The 23,383-nt window shown below is 73.2% G+C and carries 21 protein-coding genes; 15 read left to right on the plus strand and 6 right to left on the minus strand.

All coding sequences use genetic code 11. From position 1 onward, the window contains the following. Nucleotides 1-180 precede the first annotated feature (180 nt). From HNP84_RS01455 to HNP84_RS01470, 4 genes are read left to right on the plus strand one after another with little or no spacing between them, the layout of a single operon-like run. On the plus strand, nucleotides 181-966 hold the full coding sequence (locus HNP84_RS01455) for a hypothetical protein (RefSeq protein ID WP_185047469.1): 786 nt from the start codon (nucleotides 181-183) through the stop codon (nucleotides 964-966). After that, entirely contained in the window at nucleotides 966-3,056 is a 2,091-nt protein-coding gene (locus HNP84_RS01460; protein WP_185047470.1) for a hypothetical protein, read from the plus strand. Before HNP84_RS01455 ends, HNP84_RS01460 begins: the two co-directional genes overlap by 1 nt. Before the next feature lie 34 nt (nucleotides 3,057-3,090). After that, entirely contained in the window at nucleotides 3,091-4,122 is a 1,032-nt protein-coding gene (locus HNP84_RS01465) for a hypothetical protein (RefSeq protein ID WP_185047471.1), read from the plus strand. Beyond that, nucleotides 4,115-5,443 (plus strand): DUF4407 domain-containing protein, encoded by a 1,329-nt coding sequence (locus tag HNP84_RS01470; protein WP_185047472.1) that lies wholly within the window; start codon nucleotides 4,115-4,117, stop codon nucleotides 5,441-5,443. Before HNP84_RS01465 ends, HNP84_RS01470 begins: the two co-directional genes overlap by 8 nt. A 94-nt stretch (nucleotides 5,444-5,537) precedes the next feature. On the opposite strand, the gene HNP84_RS01475 is transcribed toward HNP84_RS01470, so the two are convergent. After that, nucleotides 5,538-6,575, minus strand: coding sequence for a DMT family transporter (locus HNP84_RS01475; RefSeq protein WP_185047473.1), 1,038 nt, complete (start codon nucleotides 6,573-6,575; stop codon nucleotides 5,538-5,540). Nucleotides 6,576-6,671: 96 nt separating this feature from the next. On the opposite strand from HNP84_RS01475, the gene HNP84_RS01480 reads away from it, so the two are divergent. After that, complete coding sequence (locus HNP84_RS01480) at nucleotides 6,672-7,343, plus strand: TetR/AcrR family transcriptional regulator (RefSeq protein WP_185047474.1); 672 nt, start codon at nucleotides 6,672-6,674, stop codon at nucleotides 7,341-7,343. Here the strand turns inward: HNP84_RS01480 and HNP84_RS01485 are convergent. Beyond that, nucleotides 7,330-9,168 (minus strand): HAL/PAL/TAL family ammonia-lyase, encoded by a 1,839-nt coding sequence (locus HNP84_RS01485; protein ID WP_185047475.1) that lies wholly within the window; start codon nucleotides 9,166-9,168, stop codon nucleotides 7,330-7,332. The two genes, HNP84_RS01480 and HNP84_RS01485, sit on opposite strands and share 14 nt — an antisense overlap. A 183-nt stretch (nucleotides 9,169-9,351) precedes the next feature. Here HNP84_RS01485 and HNP84_RS01490 point away from each other — a divergent pair, with 183 nt between their 5' ends. From HNP84_RS01490 to HNP84_RS01515, 6 genes are read left to right on the plus strand one after another with little or no spacing between them, the layout of a single operon-like run. Next, on the plus strand, nucleotides 9,352-10,698 hold the full coding sequence (locus HNP84_RS01490; protein ID WP_185047476.1) for a DUF8832 domain-containing protein: 1,347 nt from the start codon (nucleotides 9,352-9,354) through the stop codon (nucleotides 10,696-10,698). After that, a complete protein-coding gene (locus HNP84_RS01495; protein ID WP_185047477.1) occupies nucleotides 10,695-11,108 on the plus strand; it encodes a hypothetical protein in 414 nt (137 codons plus the stop codon). The genes HNP84_RS01490 and HNP84_RS01495 overlap by 4 nt, the downstream gene beginning before the upstream one ends. Further along, entirely contained in the window at nucleotides 11,105-12,217 is a 1,113-nt protein-coding gene (locus HNP84_RS01500) for a hypothetical protein (protein WP_185047478.1), read from the plus strand. The genes HNP84_RS01495 and HNP84_RS01500 overlap by 4 nt, the downstream gene beginning before the upstream one ends. A 53-nt stretch (nucleotides 12,218-12,270) precedes the next feature. Continuing rightward, a complete protein-coding gene (locus HNP84_RS01505) occupies nucleotides 12,271-12,837 on the plus strand; it encodes a hypothetical protein (RefSeq protein ID WP_185047479.1) in 567 nt (188 codons plus the stop codon). Continuing rightward, nucleotides 12,834-13,940, plus strand: a complete 1,107-nt coding sequence (locus HNP84_RS54660) for a sensor histidine kinase (RefSeq protein ID WP_185047480.1) — start codon at nucleotides 12,834-12,836, stop codon at nucleotides 13,938-13,940. The genes HNP84_RS01505 and HNP84_RS54660 overlap by 4 nt, the downstream gene beginning before the upstream one ends. Then, nucleotides 13,937-14,611: a response regulator gene (locus HNP84_RS01515; protein WP_185047481.1), complete on the plus strand. Its 675-nt coding sequence runs from the start codon at nucleotides 13,937-13,939 to the stop codon at nucleotides 14,609-14,611. Before HNP84_RS54660 ends, HNP84_RS01515 begins: the two co-directional genes overlap by 4 nt. Nucleotides 14,612-14,663: 52 nt before the next feature. Here the strand turns inward: HNP84_RS01515 and HNP84_RS01520 are convergent, their stop codons facing one another. From HNP84_RS01520 to HNP84_RS01535, 4 genes are all read right to left on the minus strand, one after another. Continuing rightward, nucleotides 14,664-15,401 (minus strand): AAA family ATPase, encoded by a 738-nt coding sequence (locus tag HNP84_RS01520; RefSeq protein WP_185047482.1) that lies wholly within the window; start codon nucleotides 15,399-15,401, stop codon nucleotides 14,664-14,666. A 61-nt stretch (nucleotides 15,402-15,462) separates the two neighbouring features. Further along, complete coding sequence (locus HNP84_RS01525) at nucleotides 15,463-16,425, minus strand: DUF1648 domain-containing protein (RefSeq protein ID WP_185047483.1); 963 nt, start codon at nucleotides 16,423-16,425, stop codon at nucleotides 15,463-15,465. Then, the gene (locus HNP84_RS01530; RefSeq protein ID WP_185047484.1) at nucleotides 16,422-16,769 is read right to left on the minus strand and encodes a GntR family transcriptional regulator; all 348 of its coding nucleotides are present in this window, start codon (nucleotides 16,767-16,769) and stop codon (nucleotides 16,422-16,424) included. Before HNP84_RS01530 ends, HNP84_RS01525 begins: the two co-directional genes overlap by 4 nt. Before the next feature lie 69 nt (nucleotides 16,770-16,838). Next, a complete protein-coding gene (locus HNP84_RS01535; RefSeq protein WP_185047485.1) occupies nucleotides 16,839-17,666 on the minus strand; it encodes an SAM-dependent methyltransferase in 828 nt (275 codons plus the stop codon). A 237-nt stretch (nucleotides 17,667-17,903) separates the two neighbouring features. Between HNP84_RS01535 and HNP84_RS01540 the strand changes: the two genes are divergently transcribed. The 4 genes from HNP84_RS01540 to HNP84_RS01555 all read left to right on the plus strand — a co-directional run bounded on the left by HNP84_RS01540 (nucleotide 17,904) and on the right by HNP84_RS01555 (nucleotide 23,381). Further along, nucleotides 17,904-19,988 carry a S9 family peptidase gene (locus HNP84_RS01540; RefSeq protein WP_185047486.1) on the plus strand — a complete coding sequence of 695 codons (2,085 nt, stop codon included), beginning with the start codon at nucleotides 17,904-17,906 and terminating at the stop codon, nucleotides 19,986-19,988. Nucleotides 19,989-20,080: 92 nt separating this feature from the next. Continuing rightward, a complete protein-coding gene (locus tag HNP84_RS01545) occupies nucleotides 20,081-20,584 on the plus strand; it encodes a hypothetical protein (protein WP_185047487.1) in 504 nt (167 codons plus the stop codon). Further along, a complete protein-coding gene (locus tag HNP84_RS01550) occupies nucleotides 20,584-21,990 on the plus strand; it encodes a hypothetical protein (protein WP_185047488.1) in 1,407 nt (468 codons plus the stop codon). The genes HNP84_RS01545 and HNP84_RS01550 overlap by 1 nt, the downstream gene beginning before the upstream one ends. After that, the gene (locus HNP84_RS01555) at nucleotides 21,987-23,381 is read left to right on the plus strand and encodes a VWA domain-containing protein (protein WP_185047489.1); all 1,395 of its coding nucleotides are present in this window, start codon (nucleotides 21,987-21,989) and stop codon (nucleotides 23,379-23,381) included. The genes HNP84_RS01550 and HNP84_RS01555 overlap by 4 nt, the downstream gene beginning before the upstream one ends. Nucleotides 23,382-23,383 lie beyond the last annotated feature (2 nt).

Raw genomic sequence — 23,383 nt, forward strand, 5'->3', positions numbered from 1 at the left:
ACCCTCCTGCTCCCAAGTGGAGGACGCCACCGCGCGCAGCAATACGTATGAATACCGCTTCGGGTGACAAATCCAAGGAAGTGGGGCCAGATTCTGTATTAGTAGTGAATCTGGTGACGCCGCAGGTTTCATACTAGGGATGAGGTGAGTGGGGTCCGGGGAGAGACGGGGCGATAGTTCATGGAATCGGGCAAAACGCAGCGTGCGCTTGTCGTGTCGAGCGACCTCAAGGGGTACGGGCGCGGCAACGACCGGCGGCAGGAGGCCATGCAGGCCGACTTCGTCGCGCTGCACCGGGAGGCCGCGCGGGCGGCCGGCCTCGACCGGGACACCTGGGACCGCCAGCCCGGAGGGGACGGGGAGCTCGCGGTGCTGCCCGCGAGCGAGCCGGAGCCGCAAGTCGTGGACGGGTACGTCCGGGCGCTCGGCGTACTGCTGCGCGAGCACAACGAGGATCGGACGCCGGACGCGCGGCTGCGGCTGCGCGTGAGCGCGGCCTTCGGCACCGCCTATCCGGCGGCCAACGGATACGCGGGCCAGGCGGTCGTCGAGGCGAGCCGCCTGCTGGCCTGGGAACCGCTCAAGCGGGTCTTCGATAAGGCGCCCGACGTGGATCTCGCGCTCATTCTCTCCCACCGGGTCTTCGAGGACACCGTGCGACAGGGACACACCTCGCATTCGGTGCGGGAATTCCGCGAGGTACGGGTCCTGGAGAAGGAGTACGACGCGCCCGCATGGGTCTGGGTGCCCGGCCTCGTCCCCACGGACCTCGATTTCCTCGAAGGTTCAACGAGTGACGATTCAACGAGCGACGATTCAACGGACAAATCACTGGAAAACAGGACGAACACCGAAGCGCCGAATAGTGTGCCGAGTGCGGTTTGGCAGCGGGCCGAGGCGATCACCAACCTGTACGGCCCGGTGGACGCCCGCCGGTCGGTCTTCGGGGTGAACAGGAACGGTTGATGTCGGAGACACCACAGCCCGCCGAGGAGCCCCCGGCCGAGGGGGGCCGCGCCGAGTCCGCACCGGAGGAGGCGAAGGAGCAGGACCCGGACGCGAACGATCCATCGGGCGAGAGCGACGAACCCGACAAGAGGGCGCTCGGCCAGACGGCCAGCGTCATCAACAACTTCTTCGCGGAGGTGGACGCCGCGCACTCGGTCTTCGGGGTCGGCGCGGCGCGGGCCACCCGCTCGATGACCGGCGCGCTCGCCCCGGCCGAGATCGAGCGGACCCTCGACCGCTTCGTGCCGCCCTCCGGGTTCGAGGAGACCGTACGGACGCTGCGCGAGCGACGCGTGGTCGTGCTCGTCGGCCCGGCGGAGAGCGGCAAGTGGACCAGCTCGGTCGCGCTGCTGGACCGGGTGAAGTCGGCGAGAGAGAAGATCGTGATCCTGTCTCCCGCCCGTGCCCTGGACGACCTGGCCACGAAGGCGACGTTCCGGAAGGGCCGGGGCCACGTGATCCACGGCTGGATCGCGGAGGACGGCCCGCCCGCGCTGCAGCGCTTCGAGTTCGACCGGCTTCGCGCCCGGCTGGAGGAGGCCGACGCGCACCTGGTGATCACGCTCAACCGCGAGACCGCGCGGCCGGGCCTGGAGGGGTACCACGTGCCGTGGCAGCCCCCGGACCCGCTACGGCTGTTCGACGCCCACATCGGCGGGCCGGTGCTCGCGGAGGAGATCACCGAGGTACGGCGGCAGGCGGCCGAGCTGCGCTCACCGCGGCTCGTCGCGGACCTCGCCCGTGAGATCGCCTCCGGGAGGCGCGCGCCCGCCGACCTGCTCGCCGAGCTGTCCGGTGGCGAGGTCGCCGCCTGGTTCGGTGCGGGGCCGCAGCCCGCCGACGTGCTGACGGTGGCGGCGCTGGCGTTCGCCCACGGCGTGCCCGAGCGCGTCTTCGAACGGCTGGTCGCCGACCTGAAGAACACGGTGGAGGAGGTCCGGCTGCGCGGCCGGGAACCCGGGACGCGGCCCGAGGACCACGACCTGCCGCAGTCGCGGGCGCAGTGGGGCAACGGCCACAAGCTCATCACCGTCGAACGGTCGTCCTCGGCGACGGCGTTCGGCGAGCGCCGGGTCGTCTTCCGCTGCACCCGGTATCGGGAGCAGGTCATCCGCGAGCTGGTCGATCGGTACGGCTACGAGCTGTGGGAACCGCTGCGGCTGTGGACCCGCGAGCTGGCCGGCCTGGAGGACGTACGCGTGCCGGCGGTGGCCGGGCTGGCCCTGCTGGCGGCCGTGCACCCGCAGGAGGTCAGGGAGTCCTTCCTGGAACCGTGGGCGGGCGGGCTGTGGCCGGAGCGGCTCAGCGCCTCCATGCTGCTGTCGATGATGTGCGCGGACGACGCGCTCGCGCCCATCGCCCTCGGCACCGCGCTTAGCTGGGTCATGGACGCCGGGCAGCCGAAGGCCATGACCGCGGCGCTGGCGTTCGCCGGGGGCCTGTCCATCCGCTACCCGGCGGACAGCGTGGACTGGCTGTGGTTCCTGTCGCTGCGCGCGCTGCGCGTCCGTACCGTGGCGCGGCTCTCCCTGACCCTGCTGTTGCAGGGCGCCGCGGAGCGGGACGGCGGCGCCCTGCCCGCGCTGCGGCTGCTCGCCCGGCACGTGGACGAGGACCTGCGCGGCCGGCTCGACCCCGGCAAGGCGCGCGACGCGCTCGCGGCCGTGCTCGCCGTGCTGGAGTGCGAGCGGCTGGAGACCGAGGACGATCCGCTGGCCGCGTGGCTGCTGCTGTCGGTCCCGGGCAGCGCGGCCCCGCTCGGCCTGCTGTGGGCCTGGGCGCTGCGCAACGCCTACCACCGGGGCCGTGCCATCCGGGCGCTCCGCCGTACGCTGCGCGCCCTCGAAGGCAAGGACGGCGCGCTCGCGGCGGCCACCGCGCTCGGCGAGTCCGTCTGGTCGGAAGTGCCGGACGGCGTGGCGGCCCTGATCAAGCGGGCGATCGAGCACGCCGAGCCCGCGTACGAGGACCGGGAGGCGTCCCGGCGGACCCGGGAGCTCGTCCTGGCCATGCTGCACGCGGGCAGCGGCCGGGCGCCCCACCGATAGCGACGAGAACGACAAGGTGGAGGCATCGACGACGATGACCAGTACATATCCGATCATCGACGAACGGCCGCTGCGGGCGGCCCGTCGTCATTTCGGGCTGTTCGCCCGCAGAGACGTGAGTGAGCTGCCCGAGACGCCCGCGGGCGCCGTGCTGGTGTTCGAGGTGAACGGCGGCTACAAGGCGTTCACCGAGCGGCGGCACCTGAAGGGCTCCGAGGAGGCCGTCGTCGAGGCGGTCTCGGTGGCCGTTGTAGACGTGCGCGGCCGTACCGTGCCGGTCGAGGTGCGGATCCCGTCCCGTGACCTCGGCTACCGCTTCGTGGTCCGGGCCACCTTCCGGTGCCGGGTGACCCACCCTGAGACGGTCGTGGCCGAGCACGTGCGCGACGTGAGCGTCATGCTCGCCGACCATCTGCGGCGGGATGTCACGCTGATGCGGCTCGGCATGAACCGCCCGATCGAGGAGACGCATGCGCTCAGCTTGGACGTGGCGACGCGGGTGCAGGCGTACCTGGAGTACTGCCCGCCGGAGATCGACGGCGTGGAGGTGGCGCTCACCAACGTGGAACTGCTGCTGCCGAACGACGTGGTGGTGCATGGCCAGGGCCTCAAGAAGCTGCAATGGGAGGGGGAGACGAAGGAACTGCTGTGGGCCATCGAGAACAAGGACGTGGCCCGCATCGAGGCGATCTTCAAGCGGGGCGTGGACGCGGTCACCGCGCTCGGCGTCAGCCGCGACCAGGTTCTCATGACCGACGCCATCAGCGTCAGCCGAGAGGCCGAGGAACAGCGGATGAGGTACCTGTCCGAGCTGATCGGGAAGCTTCCCGAAGGCGCCCTCGACTTCCTGCCCGTGGACACCTACAAGCTCATCAACCGGATGCTGAAGTCGGTGGCCGGCGTCGAGGCGTTCGTCGAGTCCGGGCAGGTCGAGTCCGGGCAGGTCGGGTCCGGGCAGGTCGGGTCCGGGCAGCAGGACGAGCGGCGCGTGCTCGGCGGGGGCAGGCACGCGCGGGGCGACGACGACGGGCCGCGGCCCATCGGGCTGGAGGACCTCGATGACTGAGGCGCCCCCATCGGCACGGGGCCGGCGGCTGGACCTCGGCCGCCGGCTGCGTGTGCTCGCCGGGGTGGACGAGCGGGTCCTGGACCAGGTACCGCTGGAGCGGACTCGGTACACCGGCCTCGGCGGCGTGGTCCTCGGCACGGCGGTGATGGCCGGAATGTCCATGTGGTTCGCGCTCAGCCAGGTGCTCGGCGGCGCGAACGTGCTGATGGTCGTGCCGGTGGTCATCTGGGCGCTGATCGTGCTCAACCTCGACCGGTGGCTCGTCTCCACGGTCGCCGGCATGTGGCAGCGGCGGCTGCTCATGCTGGTGCCGCGGCTGCTCGTGGCCGTACTGCTGGGGTCGATCCTGGCCGAGCCCCTCGTGCTGCGGGTGTTCGACACGGCGATCGTCCAGCACGTCAAGGACGGGCGGCAGGACGCGCGGGACCGGCTGCGGGCCCGGCTGGTCGAGTGCAACCCGCAGCCGCCCGCGACGCCCGCCCGCGCCGACTGCGGCGGTGACAGCAGGCTCCTCGCGACCACCCCCGAGGCGATGGTCGCCGAGATGGCGCGGATGAAGCGGGACCTCGCCGCACTGGACAAGCGGATCAAAACGGTGAACGAGCGGCACGAAAGGCTCGTGGACCAGGCGACCGACGAGTGCGCCGGCAGGGACGGGCGCGGGCTGAGCGGCAAGAGGGGGTACGGGCCGCTGTGCAAGCGGCTGCAGCAGCAGGCGAACCAGGTCCTGGCCACCAGTGGCGTCGAACAGGACAAGGCCAAGCGGGAGGAGCTGGAGGACCGGATCGCCGCGATGAACGGGACGCTCGCCGACCGGCAGGCCGGCTACCAGAAGGCGGTCCAGGACGCGATCGACAAGCGGGTGGCAGCGCTGCCCGATCCGGCTCAGCCGGTCGGCATGCTGGAGCGGATGCGCGCCCTGGACGAGCTGACCGGCGACGACGCCTACCTGGCGACCGGGAGCTGGCTGCTCCGGCTGTTCCTCATCATGATCGACTGCCTGCCGCTGCTGGTGAAGCTCATGGGCGGCACCACCGCGTACGACCGGATGGTCGCCGAGGAGAACCGCCGCCGCGAGGCCGTGCACGCCAAGCGGGTGAGCGACGAGGCCGACGACGAGATCGGCGAACTCGACCTGCTGGCGCACGCCAAGGCCGAGCGGCGCCGGATGCGCCGCCAGGAGATCGAGCTGGAGCGCAAGGCGGCCGACGTGGCGAACCGAGCCCGGCTGGAGGACATGATCAACAGGCGCACCAACGAACTGCGCCTGCGCGGCGTCCACGAGGGGAGCCGCAACGGCGCGTTCACACCGAACTGACGCCGGTGGTGCACCGTGCCCGGGGCCATGCCGGCGGTCCGCCGCGTGCGCGGCGCCGCCGGCGGTGGGCCTTGCCCGCTGTCCCGGGGCCCGGTCAGGTGAGCTGGACGAGTGCGGATCCGGCGATGAGCAGGGCCAGCCCGCCGAGGCGCGGGGCCGTGAGCGGGCGCCTCGGGAGCCGGAGCAGGCCCCGATGGTCTATGGCGGCGGAGGCCGCCTGCTGTCCGGTCACGGTGAGTGCGACGGTCGTCGCCGCGCCGATCGCGGGGATGAGCATGAACGTCGCGGTCACGTACGCGGCCGCGCAGGCGCCGCCGAGCCATCCCCACCACGGCATGCCGGCGAGCGGACGGAACTGTGGCCTGGGGGTCCGATCGAGGGCCCGCAGGAGCAGCAGCACCGCGAGGCCGGCCAGTGTGGCCACGATGAAGCTGATCATGCCCACGGCCATCGGCTCCTGGATGTCGTCGCGCAGCCTGGCGTTCACCGCGCCCTGGACGGGCAGTACGGCGCCCGCGACGATGCCGAGCACGATCCAGCCGCTCTGAGCGAGACCTCCGCCACGCTTGGCGGGGGCGGGGGCGGGGGCGGCGGTCACCGTGCGCACTGCCGTCGTGCTCGCCTTGGACGTCGCACGTGCGGGTGTCGCGGCTCCTGTCAGTGTCGCGGCCACGGCCGGTGGCGGTGCGGTCTGGCTGCGGATGATCACGGTGATGCCGGCCAGGACGGCCAGGGCGCCGAGGACGATGCCGATGCTGACCGGTTTGCGGGGGATGTCGAGCGCGCCGAACAGATCGAGCCCGAGTGAGGCGAGCATCTGACCGGTCACGAACAGTCCCACCGCCGCCAGGGCGCCGAGGCGTGGGAACAGCAGGATGCCGCTGGTGATGTAGAGCGGGCTGGCGAGCCCGCCGAGCAGGTGCCAGACGGGCACGCCGGGCAGCAGGCGTACCGCGCCGATCGCTCCCACGGCGAGGGCGAGCAGTGCCAGCAGGGTGGCCGCCACCGCGAGCTGCAGGGGCGCGGCGCCGTACGGCGTGCCGACGGCCCGGTTGAGCTGGAGGTTCGCCGCGGCCTGCACCGCCAGCAGGCAGCCGGCGAGCAGCGCCGAGGTGAGGAGCAGGAAGTGCATGGCAGCCCCCATCCAGAAGTGGTCACTGTGTCCACTTACATCCCCGAGCCTAGGACATAAGCGGGCACAGTGTCCACTTGCGGTAGGATGGGGGCCATGAGCGATGGCGCTTCACCGCGGGCCGCGCGAGAGCTCCCTGTGTTCGAGCCCGGCTCTGCCGGGCGGTCCCTGCCCCAGGTCAAGCAGCCGCCGGTCAAGCAGCCGCCGGTCAAGGAGCGGGCGGACGCGGCGCGCAACCGGGCCCGCGTGCTGGCCGCCGCCGAGCGGATCTTCGCCACGCGGGACGACCCTCGCGAGGTCACCATGGACGAGATCGCGCGTGCGGCGGGCGTAGGCCGGGCGACGCTCTACCGCCGCTTCCCCGACCCCGCGTCGATCGCCGTCGCCCTGCTCGACCAGCACGAGTTCGAGCTGCAGGAGCAGATCCTGCGCGGGCCGCCGCCGCTCGGGCCCGGCGCGTCCCCCGGTGACCGGCTCGCCGCCTTCTACGCGGCGATGGCCGAGCTGCTGGAGCGCCATCTCCCCCTGGCGCTCGGCGCGGAGACCGGCAAGGCCAGGTTCGCCACCGGCGCGTACGGGTTCTGGCGGGCCCACGTCCGAGTGCTGCTGGCCGAGGCCGGCGCGCCCGACCCCGAGGCCGCGGTGGACGCCGCGCTCGCGCCGCTCTCCCCCGAGGTCTACGAGTACACCCGCCACACCCTCGGCCACTCGAAGGACCGGATCACCGCCTCCCTGACCTGGCTCGCCCGCCGCCTCACCGGCGACTGACGATCTCGGTACGCGTGCCGCGGACGGCGCGCAGCAGCAGGTCGCCGTGGACGAGGCCGGTCATCTCGTGCAGGTCGCGAGTGAGGTTCCTGTCGTTCTCCAGTTCCGCGATCCTGGAGCGGATGACCGCGTGGATGCGCCGGGTCCCGTCGCCGAGGCGCGGGGGCGGCGCGCCGTCCCTGATCCCCCTGATCACCAGGTCCACGCCCTGGGCGCTCATGAGGTACTGCACGGCCAGGACCGTGTCCAGCCGTTCCTGGTTCGCCCGCAGGTTGCGCAGGGAGGCCATGGCCATGCTGTTGTGGTCCTCCTGGCCGTCCTTGGCGGGCCGGGACAGGGTCCCGGACGGGAACGCGCGGGCCTGCATCTCCGGGATCAGCGCCGTGGCGACGGTCTGGAGCTGGACCATGCCGGAGTTGAGCCCCACCGTGCCGCCGGCCAGGTTGGCGGGCAGCCCGTAGCTCCACCTGCTCGACAGCAGCCGCGCCGACAGTTCCTGCGACAACACCCCGGCATCGACGAGGCCGGCGTTGAGCGCGTCCAGGCCGTGGCCCATGACCGCGCCGTCCCAGTTGCCGCCCATCACGAACTCCACCTCCCCGTCGCCGTCGCGGAACAGCAGGGGATTGGAGGTGGAGGCGTTCAGCTCCTTGCCGAGGATCTGCCGGGAGTGGTGCAGGTTCCGCCGCAGCGACGCCAGGATGTGCGGCGCGGCGCGTACGGACACCGCGTCCTGAATGCGGTGGGTGTCCTCCGGGTTGAACCGCCTGCGGGTGCGGTCGGTCATGAACTCGCTGCCCCGCAGCAGGGCCCGCAGCCGGGCGACGACCTGCTCCTGCTCCGGGATCGCGCGTTCGGCGTGGGTGCGCGCGTCCAGCGAGCCCGGCTCGGCCCGGATGGCCTCCATGAACAGGGCGAACGCCCCCTCGGCGTGGTCGGCCTGCGCCTCGGCCCGGTGCAGCGCCGCCAGGTACGCGGCGGCGACGACCGTGCTGCCGCTCATGATCGGCAGCGCCTCGCCCATCTCCAGCTCCAGCGGGACGATCCCCGCCTCCCGGAGGATCTCCCTGGCGGGGCCGACCCGGGGGGGCCGGCCCGGCCGCATCAGCCCGGCGCACGCGCCCTCGCCCCCGGTGGCCACCAGCCCGGCCACCGCCATCGGCTGCAGGTCACCCGACCCCAGCGAGCCGACCTGCGGCAACACCGGGGTGACTCCCTTGTTGACCAGCTCAAGCAGCTTCCTGGGCAGTTCCGGCCGGACGCCCATGTGCCCGCGGGCCATCTGGTTCGCCCGGATCACCAGCGCCAGCCGGGCGATGTTCCCGGGGAGGACGGGCTCGGTCGCCACCCCGTGCGAGGCGAGGATCCGCTTTTGGAACTCCCTGGACTCCTCCACGCCGATCGGCCTGTCCTTCAGCGGGCCGAGCGCCTGGTTCCACCCGTACACGCGGGGTGGCGGCGGATTCTGCCGGGTGATCAGCCGCACCGCGTCCTCGCGGAAGGCGCGCATCTTCCGCACGGCCTCCGGGGCGAGGCGCACCCGCAGGCGCGGCGTCGTGAGCACCTGGTACGCCTCTTCCACCGTGAGGCTGTCGCCGTCGAGGCGCAGCGAGACCACGGGGCCGTCGGCGGGCTGCGGCGGGTCGATCCGCAGGTCCCGGCAGTCGGCGATCGTCCTGTGACGGGCCGGGGCGGCCGGCTGCGGTGTGCCCGGATCGGCCGGAGCGGCCAGGGCGGGGGGCGCGCACCCGGCGATCAGCGCCGCGCACCCGCCGGCGATGAGCCGTTTCGCCGGCGCGACACGCAGCAGTCCATATCCACGCATGCGGAATCCTCTGAAGATCGTTACCTCGCGGTTTGCGGGCTGGTCATACCCCTGCGCAGGTCAGCGCCGTGGTCCGCGGCGGTAAACGACTTCCCCCGTCCCGAGGCGTAGTTCCCGGGAACTAGGCGGGTCAGTGCCCGCGCGTGATGTGGCGGGCGCCGTCCGGTTCCTACGCTCTCGGACGTGGTCAAACGTCTCATCCCGGCGCTGCTCGCGCTGGCGGCCGTGCTCGCCTGGGCGGGGCCGGCCGCGGCTCACGGCCGGAGCGGGGAGGCCGACGTCCGCTTCGCCCAGACGATCGCCGGCATGGAGATCACCGTCGTGGTGCGGGCGAGCGTGGCGGTGCCGTCGCCGTTGCAGGTGGACGTGGTCGCGCACGAGCCGGGGCCGGGCGGGCGGCTCGACCTGGAGCTGCGCTCGATCGAGGACGGCGGCTCCTCGTCCGGAAGCGTCCGGATCGAGGCGGACCGGCCGGGGATGTACCCGCTGGTCCTGGCCGTGGACCGGGTGGGCCCGCACGAGCTGGAGCTGCGGGCGGGCGGCGAGCGGTCGGTGCTGCCGTTCGCGGTGCTGGTGCCGGAGACGCCGCTGTGGGAGGTCGTGGTGTACGCGGCCTTCGCGTGCGCCGCGGTCGCGCTGATCGGCGCGCTGGTGGGCGCGGCGCTGGCGCGGCGGGCGGTCGCCGCCGGGTTCGCCGGCGGGTTCGCGGTCGCGACCGTCGTGGCGTTCACCGCCGGGCTGTTGTCGCCGTGGTTCGCGCCTACCGTCCCCGAGGGCGCGCCGCCCGCGCCGCCGCCGGAACAGCTCCTCGGCCGGCCGAACGCGCAGCCGGTGATCGAGGTGCTGCCCGGACGGCCGGCCCCGGGGACGGAGTTCCGGCTGCGGGTGGAGCTGTTCGACGGCTCGACCGGGCGGCCGGCCGACGACCTGGTGGAGCACCACGGGGCCCTGTCGCACGTCGTGGTGACCAGCCAGGACGGCTCGTACTTCCGGCACGTGCACCCGATCAGGACCGGGCCGGGCACGTACGAGGTGCGGCTGCGCACCGAGACGGCGGGCCGCCACCGCGTGTACGCCGAGTTCGAGCGCGCCGACGCCGGCGGGCAGCTCGTGTCCGGCGAGTTCACCGTCGCCGGGGCGGGGACGGCGGCCGAAGAGGAGGACGAGGCCCGATCCGGGGCGTCCGGCCCGGCGCCGGTGCTCCAACCGGCGCGGCCGGTGGCCGGGAGACCGGTGCGGATCACGCTCGACGCCGGGACCGCCGACCTCCAGCCGTGGCTCGGCATGGCGGGCCACCTGATCGTCCGCAGTGACGACGGCGGCTACCTGGGCCACGTCCACGAGGCCGGTTCGATGGCCGCGGAGAACCCGCCGGACGAGTCGGTCGCCCGCTACGGCCCGATGCTGGAGTTCACCTTCAGCTTCCCCCGGCCCGGCCGCTACCTGGCCTGGATCCAGTACGCCAGGAACTACCGGATCGTCACGGTGCCGCACGTCATCGAGGTCGCGGCCGAAGGGAGCCCCCGTTGACCCGTCGCCGGGTGTACCTCGTCCTGCCCCTGCTGCTGATCACGGCCGTGGTCGCCTGGCTCCTGCGCGGGGGCGGCGGCAGCCCCGGCCCCGTGGAGCTGACGGGCAGGGGCGCGCACTACGCGGTCACCCTGGCGCTGGAGCCGAGCACGGGCCCGCTGGAGGCGCGGGTCGAGGTCGAGCCGGCCTCCCCGGCGGAGGTGTCGCTGTTCGCGGTGATGCCGCACATGGGCCACACGACCCCCGAGATCGCGGCCCGGGACGACGGCGCGGGCCGGTACGTGGCCCGCGGCGAGCTGTTCACCATGACCGGCGCCTGGGAGATCGGCATCCGGGTGCAGGGCGCCGCGGGCACCGAGGTGATCAGGATCAACACGCTGGTCGGACGAGGAGAAGAGGAGACGCCGTGACGGCGATCAAAGCGATGACGGACCCACCGGGTTCCGCCCCGGTGCGCGACGTGCCGCGCCGGGAGGTGGCCGGCGCCTGGTTCCTGCTGCTCGGCTACACCACGCTGCTGGTCGGCATGGTGTGGGACGGGCAGTGGCACGGGGACGTGGGCCCCGACAACTTCTGGACCGCGCCCCATCTGCTGCTCTACACCGGCACCGGCATCATCGGGCTCACCTGCCTGACGGTGGTGCTGCTGTCGACCTGGGCGCGGGGACCGGCCACGTCCACCCCGTCGGTGACGGTGTTCCGGACCTTCCGGGCGCCCTGGCCGTTCCTGGTCGGCGGGCTCGGCGCGTCGGGCAACCTGCTGTACGCCGGCTCCGACCTGTGGTGGCACGAGCTGTACGGCTTCGACATCGCGGCCGGGACCACGCCTTCGCACTTCGGGCTCGGGCTGTCCATCCAGGTGGAGATCATCGCCATGGTGATGGCGTTCGCCGTGCTGCGCCGCACCCGCTCGGAGCGGTGGGGCCTGGCGCTGGCCATCGGCGTGGCCACCATCGGCTCGACGTCGGCGTTCGGCATGGTCTCCGAGCTGATCTTCGACTGGCTGCCGGGGGTGGCCCCGCGCGTGCTCGGGCTCGGCGCCGTGGGCGCGCTCACGCTCAGCCTCATCGTCGGCCTGACCCGTGGCTGGCACTGGCCGGCCGCGGCGGGCCTGACGTTCCTGGGCGTACAGGGCGCGCTCGCGCTGTTCGCGCCGGCCGCCACCCGCTGGTACGCCGACGCCATCGGCCAGCCGATGCGTGACTACGCCGCGGGCATGCCGCAGGTGCTGATCGGGTTCCCGGTGACCTTCCCGCTGATCGCGTTGGCGGCCGGCGGTGTGGTGGCGTGGGCGGTGCGGCGCGGCGTCGGGCCGCTGCGGATCACCGCGGCCGTCGGCGTGATCGCCGGGATCAACACCGCGATCTTCTACAACGTCCTCGGTGTGGAGATGAACCTGCTGGTCACGCTGCTGGCGGTGTCGGCCGTCGGGGCCGGCATGGGCTGGCTGGGCTGGCAGTGCGCGGCCATGCTGCGCCGCTTCGGCATGACCGGGGCCACCCGGACGGTGACCGCGTGAAGCCGCGCGGCGGCCGTCGTCTGCGGAGGGCGGTGGTGGCGGTGGGAGCAGCGGTGACGGTGCTGCTGACGGTGCTGCTGACGGCCGCCGGGCCGGCCGTCGCCGCCGCGCCGCCCCTGCCCGGTGAGATCGTCCACACCGAGACCGTACGGATGAGCGATCAGTCCACGATGACCGTATCGTTCACCAAGTGGCCGATCCGCGCCCTGCAGTCGCTGGACTTCACCTTCGAGCCGGCGGGCGGCATCGAAGGGCGGACGGGGCTGGTCACGACGGTCTCCCCGTCCGGCGACCGCAGGGGGCTGCAGGGCATCGTCCTGGAGCGCCGCGGCGACAGTATCGTGCTGCCGCGGCACCCGAGGGCCCGTCAGGTGTGGGGACTGGACGTCGTCTCGCTGCCGGAGGAGGGAACGTGGCGGTTCGAGTTCGCCGTCGAGGGGCGGGGCGGGACCTCGACGGGGGTCCTCCCGATCCGGGCGATCGAGCAGCCGGGCCCGCCGCTGGCGCTGAGCTGGACCGTCGCGCTGACGCCGTGGGCGCCGGTGGCGGTGCTGGTGGCCGTCGGCTGGGGGCGTACCCGCCGGATCAGGAAGAGCGCCCCACCCGCCTGGAGTGGGTGAGCGACGCCCTGCTGGCCAGCCTGCCGCCGCTGGTGGCCTGGCTGATCGGGCAGGCCGGCGACCGTGACGGCGGCATGGCCGTGGTGCTGTCGCTGGCCTGCGCGCAGTCGCTGGCGCTGATGTGGTCGCGGAGGTTCCCGCTGTCGGCGCTGAGCGTGGTCGTCGCGCTGGAGCTGACCCTGGCGCTGCTGAAGACGCCGGTCCTGGTGGCCCCCCTGGTCGCCGCGTCCCGCCTCGGGGCGTGGGGCCGGGGGGACCGGCGGGTGATCGGCGTGGTGGCGGTGCTGGCGCTGCTGCTGGCCGGACTGCCGATCACCCTGTTCGCGATCGGAGACCCGCTGCGGGTGGTGGCCGTGTACGCGGCGCTGGCGCTGCTGTTCGTCGGGTTCTGGGCGGTCGGCCGGGTGGACGGCCGCCAGCGCGACCGCATCCGCGAGTTGCAGGCGCGCTCGCGCGCCCTGGAGGCCGAGCGCGAGCAGGCCGAGCGGCGCGCGGCCGAGCGTGAGCGGGCGCTGCTGGCCAGGGAGCTGCACGACATCCTCAATCACTCGGTGACGACCATGGTCGTGGACGCCGAGGCCGCCGCCGACACGCTCGACGGCATGGAGGAGACGCTGCGACGGGTGGCCCGTACCGGCCGGGAGTCGCTGGCCGAGCTGCGGCGCCTGCTGGGCGTGCTGCGGGAGACTCCCGGGCACGACCCGCTGTCGCCGCCGCCGAAGCTGGACCAGCTTGAGGCCCTGGTGGCGGCCGTGCCGCCGGGCGGGCCGAGGGTGGTGCTGGAGCGCGAGGGCGACGTGCGGCAGGTCGACACGAGCATCGAGCTGGCCGCGTACCGGGTCGTGCAGGAGGCGCTGACCAACGTGGCCAAGCACGCCGGGCCGGTGGACGTGCGGGTGGTGCTGGCGTACGCGCCGGCCCGGCTGACCATCCGGGTCGCCAACCCGCTGCCGGGCGGGCCGGGCGCGATCGGGAACGGGGCCGGCGTGGGGCTGATCGGCATGAGGGAGCGCGTGGAACTGCTCGGGGGTTCGGTGCGGGTGACCCGCGGCCCCGGCTCCTTCGAGGTGTGCGCGACGCTGCCGCTGCGGAGTGTGACGTGACGGCCATCCGGGTCCTGGTGTGCGACGACGAGCAGCTCCTGCGGGAGGCGCTGGTCCGGCTGGTCGGCGCGGCCGACGACCTGACCGTGGTACGCGCGGTGGGCGACGGCGCGGCGGCCGTCGAGGCCGCGGCCGAGCTGCGCCCGGACGTGGTGCTGATGGACATCCGGCTGCCCGGCATGGACGGCATCGAGGCCACCCGCCGCATCGTCGCCCAGGACGGCCCGGCACGGGTGCTGATCCTGACGACGTACGACCTGGACAGCTACGTCTACGCGGGCCTGCAGGCAGGGGCCAGCGGGTTCCTGCTGAAGGACGCGCCGGGCGAGCGCATCCGCGACGGCATCCGCATCGTCGCCGCAGGCCAGTCGGTGCTGGCGCCCGAGGCGACCACCCGCATGATCGAGGTGCTGCAGCCCATGCTCCCCACCGAGGAGGACCGCGCGCTGCTGGCGGCGGCCGAGCGGCTGACCGACCGCGAACGCGAGGTGTGCGAGCTGATCGCCGAAGGGCTGTCCAACGACGAGATCGCGCACCGGCTGGTCATCAGCCGGTACACCGTCAAGGTGCACGTGTCGAACATCCTCACCAAGCTGGGGCTGCCCGACCGGGTGCACGTGCTGATCTCATGGTCCCGGCTGCGCGGCCACTGGCCCCGGCCGGATCGCTGACCCTCTCGGCCGCGCCGCGGCCCGCCGCGGTCAACGGGGGCCGCGAGCCCGATCACGCCGGGCCGTCGTCGTCCAGCCAGTAGCGCAGGTAGAAGTCCGGCTTGGCGAGGAAGCGGCGCCAGTGGTCCACGAGCTGCAGCTCCTCCCACTGTTTCGGGTGGATGCCGTCGGCGTCGAGTTCGAGGATGTGCGCGCCGGGGACGGTGGTGAGGATCGGGGAGTGGGTGGCGCAGATGATCTGGCCGCCGCTGCGCGCCGCGCGCCGCAGAAGGGCGACCAGGCGCAGGGTGGACTGGAAGGACAGGGCGGCCTCGGGCTCGTCCATGAGGTAGATGCCAGGGCCCGACACCATGTGTTCCAGCACGGTCAGGAAGCCCTCGCCGTGTGACTGCTCGTCGGGGTGCTCCTCCCAGTAGCCGGGCAGGCCCGAGACGGAGCGGCCCAGGTTGATCAGGGTTTCGGCGCGGAAGAAGAACGCACGCCGCTTCAGGCGGGGGCCGCGGGTGAGCCGCAGGCCGGCGGCGGTGAAGTCGGCCTCCAGCACGCCGCCCAGCTCGGTCCCGGGGCCGGTGCTGGCGTAACGGGTGCCGGCCTTGCCGCCCTCGGAGTTGACGCCGCACGCGTCGGCTATCGCCTCGATCAGCGTGGACTTGCCGGAGCCGTTCTCGCCCACCAGGAACGTGACCGGGGCGGTCAGCTCCAGGCCGTGTTCGGCCAGATGCCGGACGGGAGGCAGCGCGGCGGCCCACCCGTCCGGCAGACGGGGAACGGTCAGTCGGGTGATTAGCATGGCTCCTCGTACGGTCGGCGGTGGGGGTCGGCGGGGAGGAAGGGTTCGTGGCGGTGGCGCATCAGGCCACCCGCTCCTCGATCAGGCCGTTGATGAGGGAGGCGCCGCGTTCGGCGTCGTCGATGCTGATGACGAACTGGCCGCCGGACTTGTAGCGGATGACCAGGCAGTCGCCGCCGCGGAGCATGAGGGTGGCGCTGCCGGGCACGCCGCGCAGGCCCCAGCCGCCCACCTGGCTCGGGTAGCGCGGCTCCGACCAGGCCCGGTCGATGGCCGACAGCCTGATCCGGCGTACCGGCCAGCCGAACGGGCCGAAGCCGACGGCCACGCCGTCCTCGGTCACGCGTACGGAGATCGTACCGGTCATCGCGCCGGAGACGGCCGCGATCAGGAAGGCGAAGGCCATCGACGCCCAGACGTTCGCGGGCAGGCCGAGCACCAGCCCGACGGCGATGGTGACGACCAGGGCCACGGCGGAGATCGCGGTGAGGGCCAGCAGCCAGGGGTTGCCGAGGCGGCTGACCCAGACCGACCGCTGTCCGGGGCGCAGGCGCAGCCGCGGGGCCCGCTCCCGTGCGGGGGGCGCCTGGTCGGGCTCGCCGCGGCCGAGCGCGCCCGCGATCACGCCGGCGGCGGCACTCGCGCCGAGCACCGCCAGGACGGTCCAGCCCGGCAGCTCCGCCTCCTGCCAGGAGGCGCGGTCGAGGTTGGCGTACAGGGTGCTCACCTCGACGCCGATGGAGAACAGGCCCCAGGCGAACAGGAAGCCCCACCAGTAGCCGCGGCCGAGCCGGCGCTCCAGCGCCCGGCCGCGCAGCGCGATGCCCATGAGCAGTGCCCAGGGCAGCAGCCAGAGGAGCAGCGTGATCACCAGATGCGCGGTGAACGGGGCGCTGTTGTCGGGGCGGTCGCTCCAGTGGGTGGCGAGCGGCTCGGGCAGCCGGTCGCGCAGGGACAGGGGGACGGTGACGAGGACGGCGGTGACGATCAGTCCCCAGGCCGCGCCCGTCAGCCGGTACGTCATGGCAGCTCCTTCAGGATCTCGATGAGGTCCTCACGGCGGTAGCCGCGTCTTTCGGCCTCTTCCAGCAGCTCACGCATGCGTTGCACGATCAGCGCGCGGCCCTCGGCCTGCCGCGCGACGCTGACGCCGCGTCCGCGCCGGAACTCCAGCAGCCCTTCGTCGCGCAGCTCGCGCAGCGCGCGCAGCACGGTGTTGGCGTTGATGCCGAGGGCGTCGGCGAGGTCGCGCGCCGGTGGCAGGCGGTCGCCGGGGGCGTAGGAGCCGTCGCCGATGGCTCGGCGGATCGCGCCGGCTACCTGCTCGTGCAGGGGCCGCGCGTCGTTGAGATCGAGCGTTAGCAGCATGGTGCTATCCAGACTAGCGCCAATGATAGAGATAGTGCTACTTTTATTAGCACCATCGGGTGGGTTGGTTCAACGGCGGCCGACAGCGCCCAGGACGCCGCCCTTGGACAGGCCGTCGGGCACGTACGGGTCGTCGTTGCGCCAGTCCTGCACCGGCACGACCCCGGGGTCGAGAAGGCGCAGACCCTCGAAGTAGCCCGCGACCTGCTCGGCGTCGCGCCAGGCGATGGCGCCCCGCGAGGTGCCGCGGTAGACCTCGCGGGTCTCCTCCATCTTCTCCGGGTCGGCCAGCTCGTGCTCGACGTAGCCGTGCGAGATGAGCAGGTAGCCGCCGGGGACCAGCGCCGAGCGGAAGGTGGACACGATCTCGGCCACCTGGTCGTCGTCGTGGAAGAAGTGCAGGATCGCCGCGAGCAGGATCGCCACCGGCTTGCCGAAGTCGAGGTGCGCCCGCACCTGCGGGTGCTCCAGGATGCCGCGCGGGTCGGCGACGTCGCCGTCGATGACGATCGTGTCCGGGGTGTCGGCGAGCAGAGCGCGGGCGTGGACCAGCACGATCGGGTCGTTGTCCACGTAGACGACCCGGGCGTCCGGGGTCACCCGGGCGACCACCTGGTGCACGTTGTCCTGGGTGGGCAGGCCGGTGCCGATGTCGAGGAACTGCCGCACCCCGGCCTCGGCCATGTGGCGCACGGCCCGGCGCAGGAAGCCGCGGTTGGCACGGGCCATCTCGCGGATGTTCCCGCCCGTCTGCATCCCGATCTGGATGATCTTCTCGGCCGCCTCGCGGTCGGCCGCGAAGTTGTCCTTGCCGCCCAGGTAGTAGTCGTACATGCGGGCCACGCTCGGCACCGTCGGATCCACGCCGGGCGGCACATCCTGCTCTTCGTCCGTCATTTCTCCCCTTCCTGGTCGGAGGGTTCTGGTCAGGGCGTTCCGGTCAGGGCGGATGATAGGCGGAATCGCGCCGCGCCGATCTTGAGCCTTCCGCTGGGAGGAAGGCTGGTAGAATGGATTTCGAATCCACTTGTCCGCGACGGCCGAAAGGCCCAGTTCGCGGGCGGTTCCCCTCTCGTGTGGCCGCTGTCCGGAGTCATCGGATAGCGGCTTTTTTGTTGTCCGGAAAGGTGTTAAATGTCGTCCCTGCCGCACCTGCTCGCCCGAACCCGGCGCTTCACTCTCGGCGCCCCGGGCTCCGTCACCGTCTCCCCCGACGGCCGCACCGTGTTCTTCCTGCGCTCCATGGCCGGCGACGATCCCGTCTCGCGGTTGTGGGCGCTCGACGTGCCCACCGGGGCCGAGCGGCTGCTCGCCGACCCGGCCGCGCTGCTCGCCGGGGCCGCCGAGGAGGTGCCGGCCGAGGAGCGGACCCGGCGCGAGCGGGCCCGCGAACTCGCCTCCGGCATCGTGGCCTACGCCGCCGACCGCGCCTGCTCGCTGCTGGCGTTCGCGCTGTCGGGCGGGCTGTGGACCGTGCGTCCCGCCGACGGGACCGTACGACGCCTGCCCACGGCGGAGCCGGTGCTCGACCCGCGCCCCGACCCCACCGGACGGCGCATCGCGTACGTGAGCGGCGGCGCGCTGCGCGTGGTGGAGGCGGACGGTACGGACGACCGCGTCGTGGCGGCGCCCGACGGCCCCGAGGTCGGCTTCGGCCTGCCCGAGCACGTCGCGGCGGAGTCGATGCACCGCGACCGGGGCTACTGGTGGGCGCCGGACGGCCGCTCGATCCTGGTCGCCCGGGTGGACACGGCCCGGGTGCGGCGCTGGTACATCGCCGACCCGAGCGACCCGGCCCGTCCCCCGGTCTCCTTCCCCTATCCGGCCGCCGGGACCGCCAACGCCGAGGTGAGCCTGTGGCTGGCGGACGTCGCGGGCGGGCCGATGATCGCGGTGGCCTGGGACGCGGGGGAGGACGCGGGGGAGGACGCGGGGGAGTACGAGTACCTGACCGCGGCCGGGTGGGACGACCACGGCCCGTACGCCGCCGTGCAGAGCCGCGACCAGCGGCGCCTGCTGGTGCTGGGCATCGACCCCGCGACCGGCGCGACCGGGGTCCTGGCCGAGCAGCGCGACGACGCGTGGGTGGAACTGGTCCCCGGCCTGCCCGCGCGCACCGCGTCCGGCGCCCTGCTGACCTGCGCCGACCAGGACGACACCCGGCGGCTGCTGTACGCCGGGCGGCCGGTGACCCCGCCGGGACTCCAGGTGGGCGCGGTGGTGGCGGTGGACGGCGAGAGCGTGCTGTTCACGGCCTCCGGCGAGCCGACGGAGATCCACCTGTGGGCGTACGACCCGGCGTCGGGCCTGGCCAGGCTGAGCGAGGAGCCCGGCGTGCACACCGGCACGCGGCGCGGCGGCACCGCCGTCCTGGTCTCGCGCACCCCGCATCGGCACGGCAGCCGCACCACGGTCCTGCCGGCCGGCCGGGAGATCACCTCGTACGCCGAGCGGCCCGCGCTCGAACCCCGTATGGAACTGCTCCGCCTCGGCCCGCGCGAGCTGCGCGCCGCGCTGTACCTGCCCTCCTGGCACTCCCCCGGCGACGCCCCGCTGCCGGTGCTGATGGACCCCTACGGCGGTCCCGCGATGCGCAAGGTCACCGCCGAGCGGTCCTGGCACGCGTACGTCTCGCAGTGGTTCGCCGAGCAGGGCTACGCGGTGCTGGTCGTGGACGGCCGCGGCACGCCCGGCCGGGGACCCGCCTGGGAGCGCGCGATCCACCTGGACATCGCGGGCCCGGTGCTGGAGGACCAGGTGGCGGGCCTGCGCGAGGCCGCCGCGGGCAACCCGGCGCTCGACCTGGGCCGGGTGGCGATCCGGGGCTGGTCGTTCGGCGGCTTCCTGGCCGCGCTCGCCGTGCTGCGCCGCCCGGACGTCTTCCACGCCGCCATCGCGGGCGCCCCCGTCACCGACCAGCGCCTGTACGACACCCACTGGCGCGAGCGCCACCTCGGCCACCCGGACCAGCACCCCGAGGCGTACGACCGGTGCTCGCCGATCCTGGAGGCGGCGGCGCTGACGAGGCCGCTGCTGCTGATCCACGGGCTCGCCGACGACAACGTGGTGGCCGCGCACACCCTGCGCTTCTCGGCCGCGCTGCTGGAGGCCGGGCGCCCGCACGAGGTGCTGCCGCTCCCACGCGCGACCCACGCGGTCGTGCAGGAGAACCTGCTGCTCCACCAGCTCGGCTTCCTGCGCCGGGCCCTCGAACGGTAGCCCTCAGGCGAAATGTCGATCTTCCGGTCTTTGTCAGTACGAGCCGCTATGTTGATCGCCGATTGGACAACCGGCGGCCGGGAGGTCGAGGCGTGAACGCGGTAACTCCCGAATGGGAGCAGCGCAGCACGGTGCGGGTGGTGCCGCCCGTCCAGCCGCGCAAGCTGGCGAAGGTTCCGTTCGTGGAGCTGGCGGAAGGGCGGCTGCAGGGCGTGGTGTCCAGCGGCTCGGACATCGAGCGGGTGTATGTCTCCTCGATCACCGCCGGCACCCACACCTACAACTGCAGTACCAACAACAACCGGCCGTGCGGCGCGCTGCACTCCTCGCCGTGCAAGCATCTGCGGATGCTCGCCGACGAGGCCGTGGTGCAGTACGGCGCCGGCCGGGTGGCCCGCTATCTGCGGGTCGAGGGCGGCGAGGGCGCGACGACGGGCGCCGAGCTGATGGCACACATCGGCGGCGGCGTGGAGCGCACCCCGGCGGCGGTGGTGTTCAGCCGCTTCCTGCGGCACCTGGCCTACCTGGAGCTGCCCGACACCACCGAGCCGCTGCCCGAACTGCACTGGTTTCCGGCGATGGGGGTGACCCGCTGATGCTCGCGGTGCAACTGGCCGAGCTGAACGGAGCCGAACCGGCCGGGGTCGCGCAGGCCCTGGAGCTGGTCACCGGGTTCGACGACGCGCTGGCCCACGGCTTCGCCCGGCTCGGCGAGGAGCGGTCGGCGGCGCTGGGCGCGCTCGCCGGGGCCCTGTCCGGCACCCCGCTCGGGGCGCGGGCGGCCGAGGCGGCCGAGAAGGTCGCGGCGGGCTCGATCGCCGATGACCACCTCGTCGCGCTGGCCGGCGGGCGTACGGCGGTGCTGGGCGCGGTGCACGACGCGCTGCTGACCGGGCTCGACGCCGCGCTCGGGCGCACCCGCGCGGAGTGGGCGCCGCAGGCGGGCGAGGCGCCGGCGTACGGCGAGAACCTGCTGGCCGGGTGCCGGTCGTGGCTGCACGAACTGGCCATCACCGGCTGGCGGGGCGTCGATCACGACCTCGTGGCCGCCTCCGGCCAGATGATCGACGCCCTGCTCGCCGAGCCCGCGCTGCGCCGCCCGGCGGTGCTTCTCGACGGCCTGGCCGCCGAGCTGCGCGCGAACTGCCCGGTGGCGACCATGGACCGCCTGCCCGCCCGGCGCTGGGCCGACATGTGGGCGCGCGGCATGATGCTGGCCCAGCCGCGCGCGCTGCCCGAGGGCGGGGCCGACACCGTCTCGGGGCGGGTGACCGTCCTGGGCGTGGAGCTGCACGAGCACGGCACCGCGGTGCAGGCGCAGGCGCACGGCCTGCTGGAGCCCACGGGCGGCGGGCCGGTGCGGCTGGTGCGGATCAGCGTGTCCGCGGCGAAGGTCGACACCATCCTCGGCCCGGCCGTGTGGCGGCTGCTGGGCGGCTGCCCGGTGCTGCTCGGCGCGCTGGCCGGGCACCACGCCGTCGAGATCGACGGCATGCCGCTGCGCGACAGCGGCGACCTGGTGTGGCGGGAGGATCTGGCCCGTCCCGGCACGCCGGTCGATCCCTTCGCCGCCGCCCGGGTGCACCTCGCGGGCGCGCTCGCCCCCGCGGTCCCGCCCCTGGACCGCCATCCCGTACGCATCGCCGAGCCGGTCCTGCTGGAGGGCTACAAGGCGGTCAAGGACGACGACGGCCTCCGGTTCGACCTCGGCGGCGGCGACGCCCTGCCGGTCGATCTGGACCGGCTCTCGCCCTCGGGCCCGCTCACGCCCCAGCTCGTCGCGGCGTCCACGGCCTGCCTGGGCCTGCTGCGCTGGGACGCCGGCGAGTGGAGCGTGCAACCGCTCGGGGTCCAGACGAAGGTCAAGCGCGAGACCGTCGCGGTGCACAACGGCGACTGGGCGCTCGGCCCCACCGACCCCAAGGTGGTCAAGGCCGAGGCCAGGGCGGGCGACGCGGTGGCGGTGCTGCGCGAGCGGGCGGGACGGTTGCTGCGGAAATGACCGAGCCGACCACGAACCCCGAGCCGACGATCAATCCTGACGAGAACCGGCGGCAGGTGCTCTACTGGCGCATGCTGTCGCGCCTGTTCGACGGCGACGAGCAGCCGTCGCTGGAGGCCGCGAGCGTCGCCGTGGTCGAGGACCTGGGCCTGCCGGCCGCGCTGCTCGACCCGTCGGTCTCCATCGACACCGTCGTGCAGCGCTTCCCCGACCTCGCCGCCGAGCTGGACGGCGTGATGGTCCCGCCCGAGACCGGCCCCGACGCCGCGATCGGCGCGGACGAGGTGCGCCGCGCGGCCCTGGTCTCCAAGCTGCTGCTCAACGTGTTCGCCACCGGCTCGGGCAGCGTCACCGCCGGGCAGCTCGCCGCCTGGCAGCAGGACGCGGGCTGGCTGGAGCGGGCGATGGGCTGCGCGCCCGGCTCGCTGCGTCCGGGCGGGCGCGGCCAGCCTGGCGGGCGCCAGGCGGGCTCGCACCCGGGATCGGGCTTCGAGGTGCCCTCCGAGCTGGGCAACGTGCTCGGCGAACTGGAAGGCGACCTCGTACGGCGCATGCAGTTGCGCGAGGTGCTGGCCGACAACAACCTGGCCAGGCAGCTCACGCCCAGCATGTCGCTGATCGAGCAGTTGCTCCGCGACAAGCACAACCTGTCCGGGGTCGCGCTGGCCAACGCCAAGATGCTGATCCGCAAGTACGTCGACGAGGTCGCGCAGGTGCTGCGCACCCAGGTCGAGAAGGCCAGCGTGGGCGAGATCGACCGCTCGATACCGCCCAAGCGGGTGTTCCGCAACCTCGACCTGGACCGGACCATCTGGAAGAACCTCACCAACTGGAGCCCGGAGGACCAGCGGCTCTACGTGGACCGGCTCTACTACCGGCGCACGGCGCGGCGCACCACGCCCGCCCGGCTGATCGTGGTCGTGGACCAGTCGGGGTCGATGGTGCCCTCGATGGTGAACTGCACCATCCTGGCCTCCATCTTCGCCATGCTCCCCAAGGTGGACGTGCACCTCGTCGCGTACGACACCCGTGCCCTGGACCTGACCCCGTGGGTGCACGACCCGTTCGAGGTGCTGCTGCGCACCAAGCTCGGCGGCGGCACCGACGGCACGGTGGCGATGGCGCTGGCCAGGCCCAAGATCGCCGAGCCGCGCAACACCGTGATGGTGTGGATCTCCGACTTCTACGAGTGGCAGTCCCAGCCCCTCTACGAGAGCATGGCCGCCCTGCACCGCTCCGGCGTCAAGTTCATCCCCGTCGGCTCGGTGACCAGCTCGGGCTCCCAGGAGGTCAACCCCTGGTTCCGGCAGCGGTTCAAGGACCTGGGCACCCCGGTGCTCTCAGGCCGCATCACCAAGCTCGTGACCGAGCTCAAGAACTTCCTCACCTGAAA

The sequence above is a fragment of the Thermocatellispora tengchongensis genome (genome assembly GCF_014202315.1).
Classification (GTDB): domain Bacteria; phylum Actinomycetota; class Actinomycetes; order Streptosporangiales; family Streptosporangiaceae; genus Thermocatellispora; species Thermocatellispora tengchongensis.

Bases quoted from the DNA above. Each gene is read 5' to 3' on its own strand.
- HNP84_RS01455 (WP_185047469.1), top strand. From the start codon at position 181: ATGGAATCGGGCAAAACGCAGCGTGCGCTTGTCGTGTCGAGCGACCTC.
- HNP84_RS01460 (WP_185047470.1), top strand. From the start codon at position 966: ATGTCGGAGACACCACAGCCCGCCGAGGAGCCCCCGGCCGAGGGGGGC.
- HNP84_RS01465 (WP_185047471.1), top strand. From the start codon at position 3,091: ATGACCAGTACATATCCGATCATCGACGAACGGCCGCTGCGGGCGGCC.
- HNP84_RS01470 (WP_185047472.1), top strand. From the start codon at position 4,115: ATGACTGAGGCGCCCCCATCGGCACGGGGCCGGCGGCTGGACCTCGGC.
- HNP84_RS01475 (WP_185047473.1), bottom strand. From the start codon at position 6,575: ATGCACTTCCTGCTCCTCACCTCGGCGCTGCTCGCCGGCTGCCTGCTG.
- HNP84_RS01480 (WP_185047474.1), top strand. From the start codon at position 6,672: ATGAGCGATGGCGCTTCACCGCGGGCCGCGCGAGAGCTCCCTGTGTTC.
- HNP84_RS01485 (WP_185047475.1), bottom strand. From the start codon at position 9,168: ATGCGTGGATATGGACTGCTGCGTGTCGCGCCGGCGAAACGGCTCATC.
- HNP84_RS01520 (WP_185047482.1), bottom strand. From the start codon at position 15,401: ATGCTAATCACCCGACTGACCGTTCCCCGTCTGCCGGACGGGTGGGCC.
- HNP84_RS01525 (WP_185047483.1), bottom strand. From the start codon at position 16,425: ATGACGTACCGGCTGACGGGCGCGGCCTGGGGACTGATCGTCACCGCC.
- HNP84_RS01530 (WP_185047484.1), bottom strand. From the start codon at position 16,769: ATGCTGCTAACGCTCGATCTCAACGACGCGCGGCCCCTGCACGAGCAG.
- HNP84_RS01535 (WP_185047485.1), bottom strand. From the start codon at position 17,666: ATGACGGACGAAGAGCAGGATGTGCCGCCCGGCGTGGATCCGACGGTG.
- HNP84_RS01540 (WP_185047486.1), top strand. From the start codon at position 17,904: ATGTCGTCCCTGCCGCACCTGCTCGCCCGAACCCGGCGCTTCACTCTC.
- HNP84_RS01550 (WP_185047488.1), top strand. From the start codon at position 20,584: ATGCTCGCGGTGCAACTGGCCGAGCTGAACGGAGCCGAACCGGCCGGG.
- HNP84_RS01555 (WP_185047489.1), top strand. From the start codon at position 21,987: ATGACCGAGCCGACCACGAACCCCGAGCCGACGATCAATCCTGACGAG.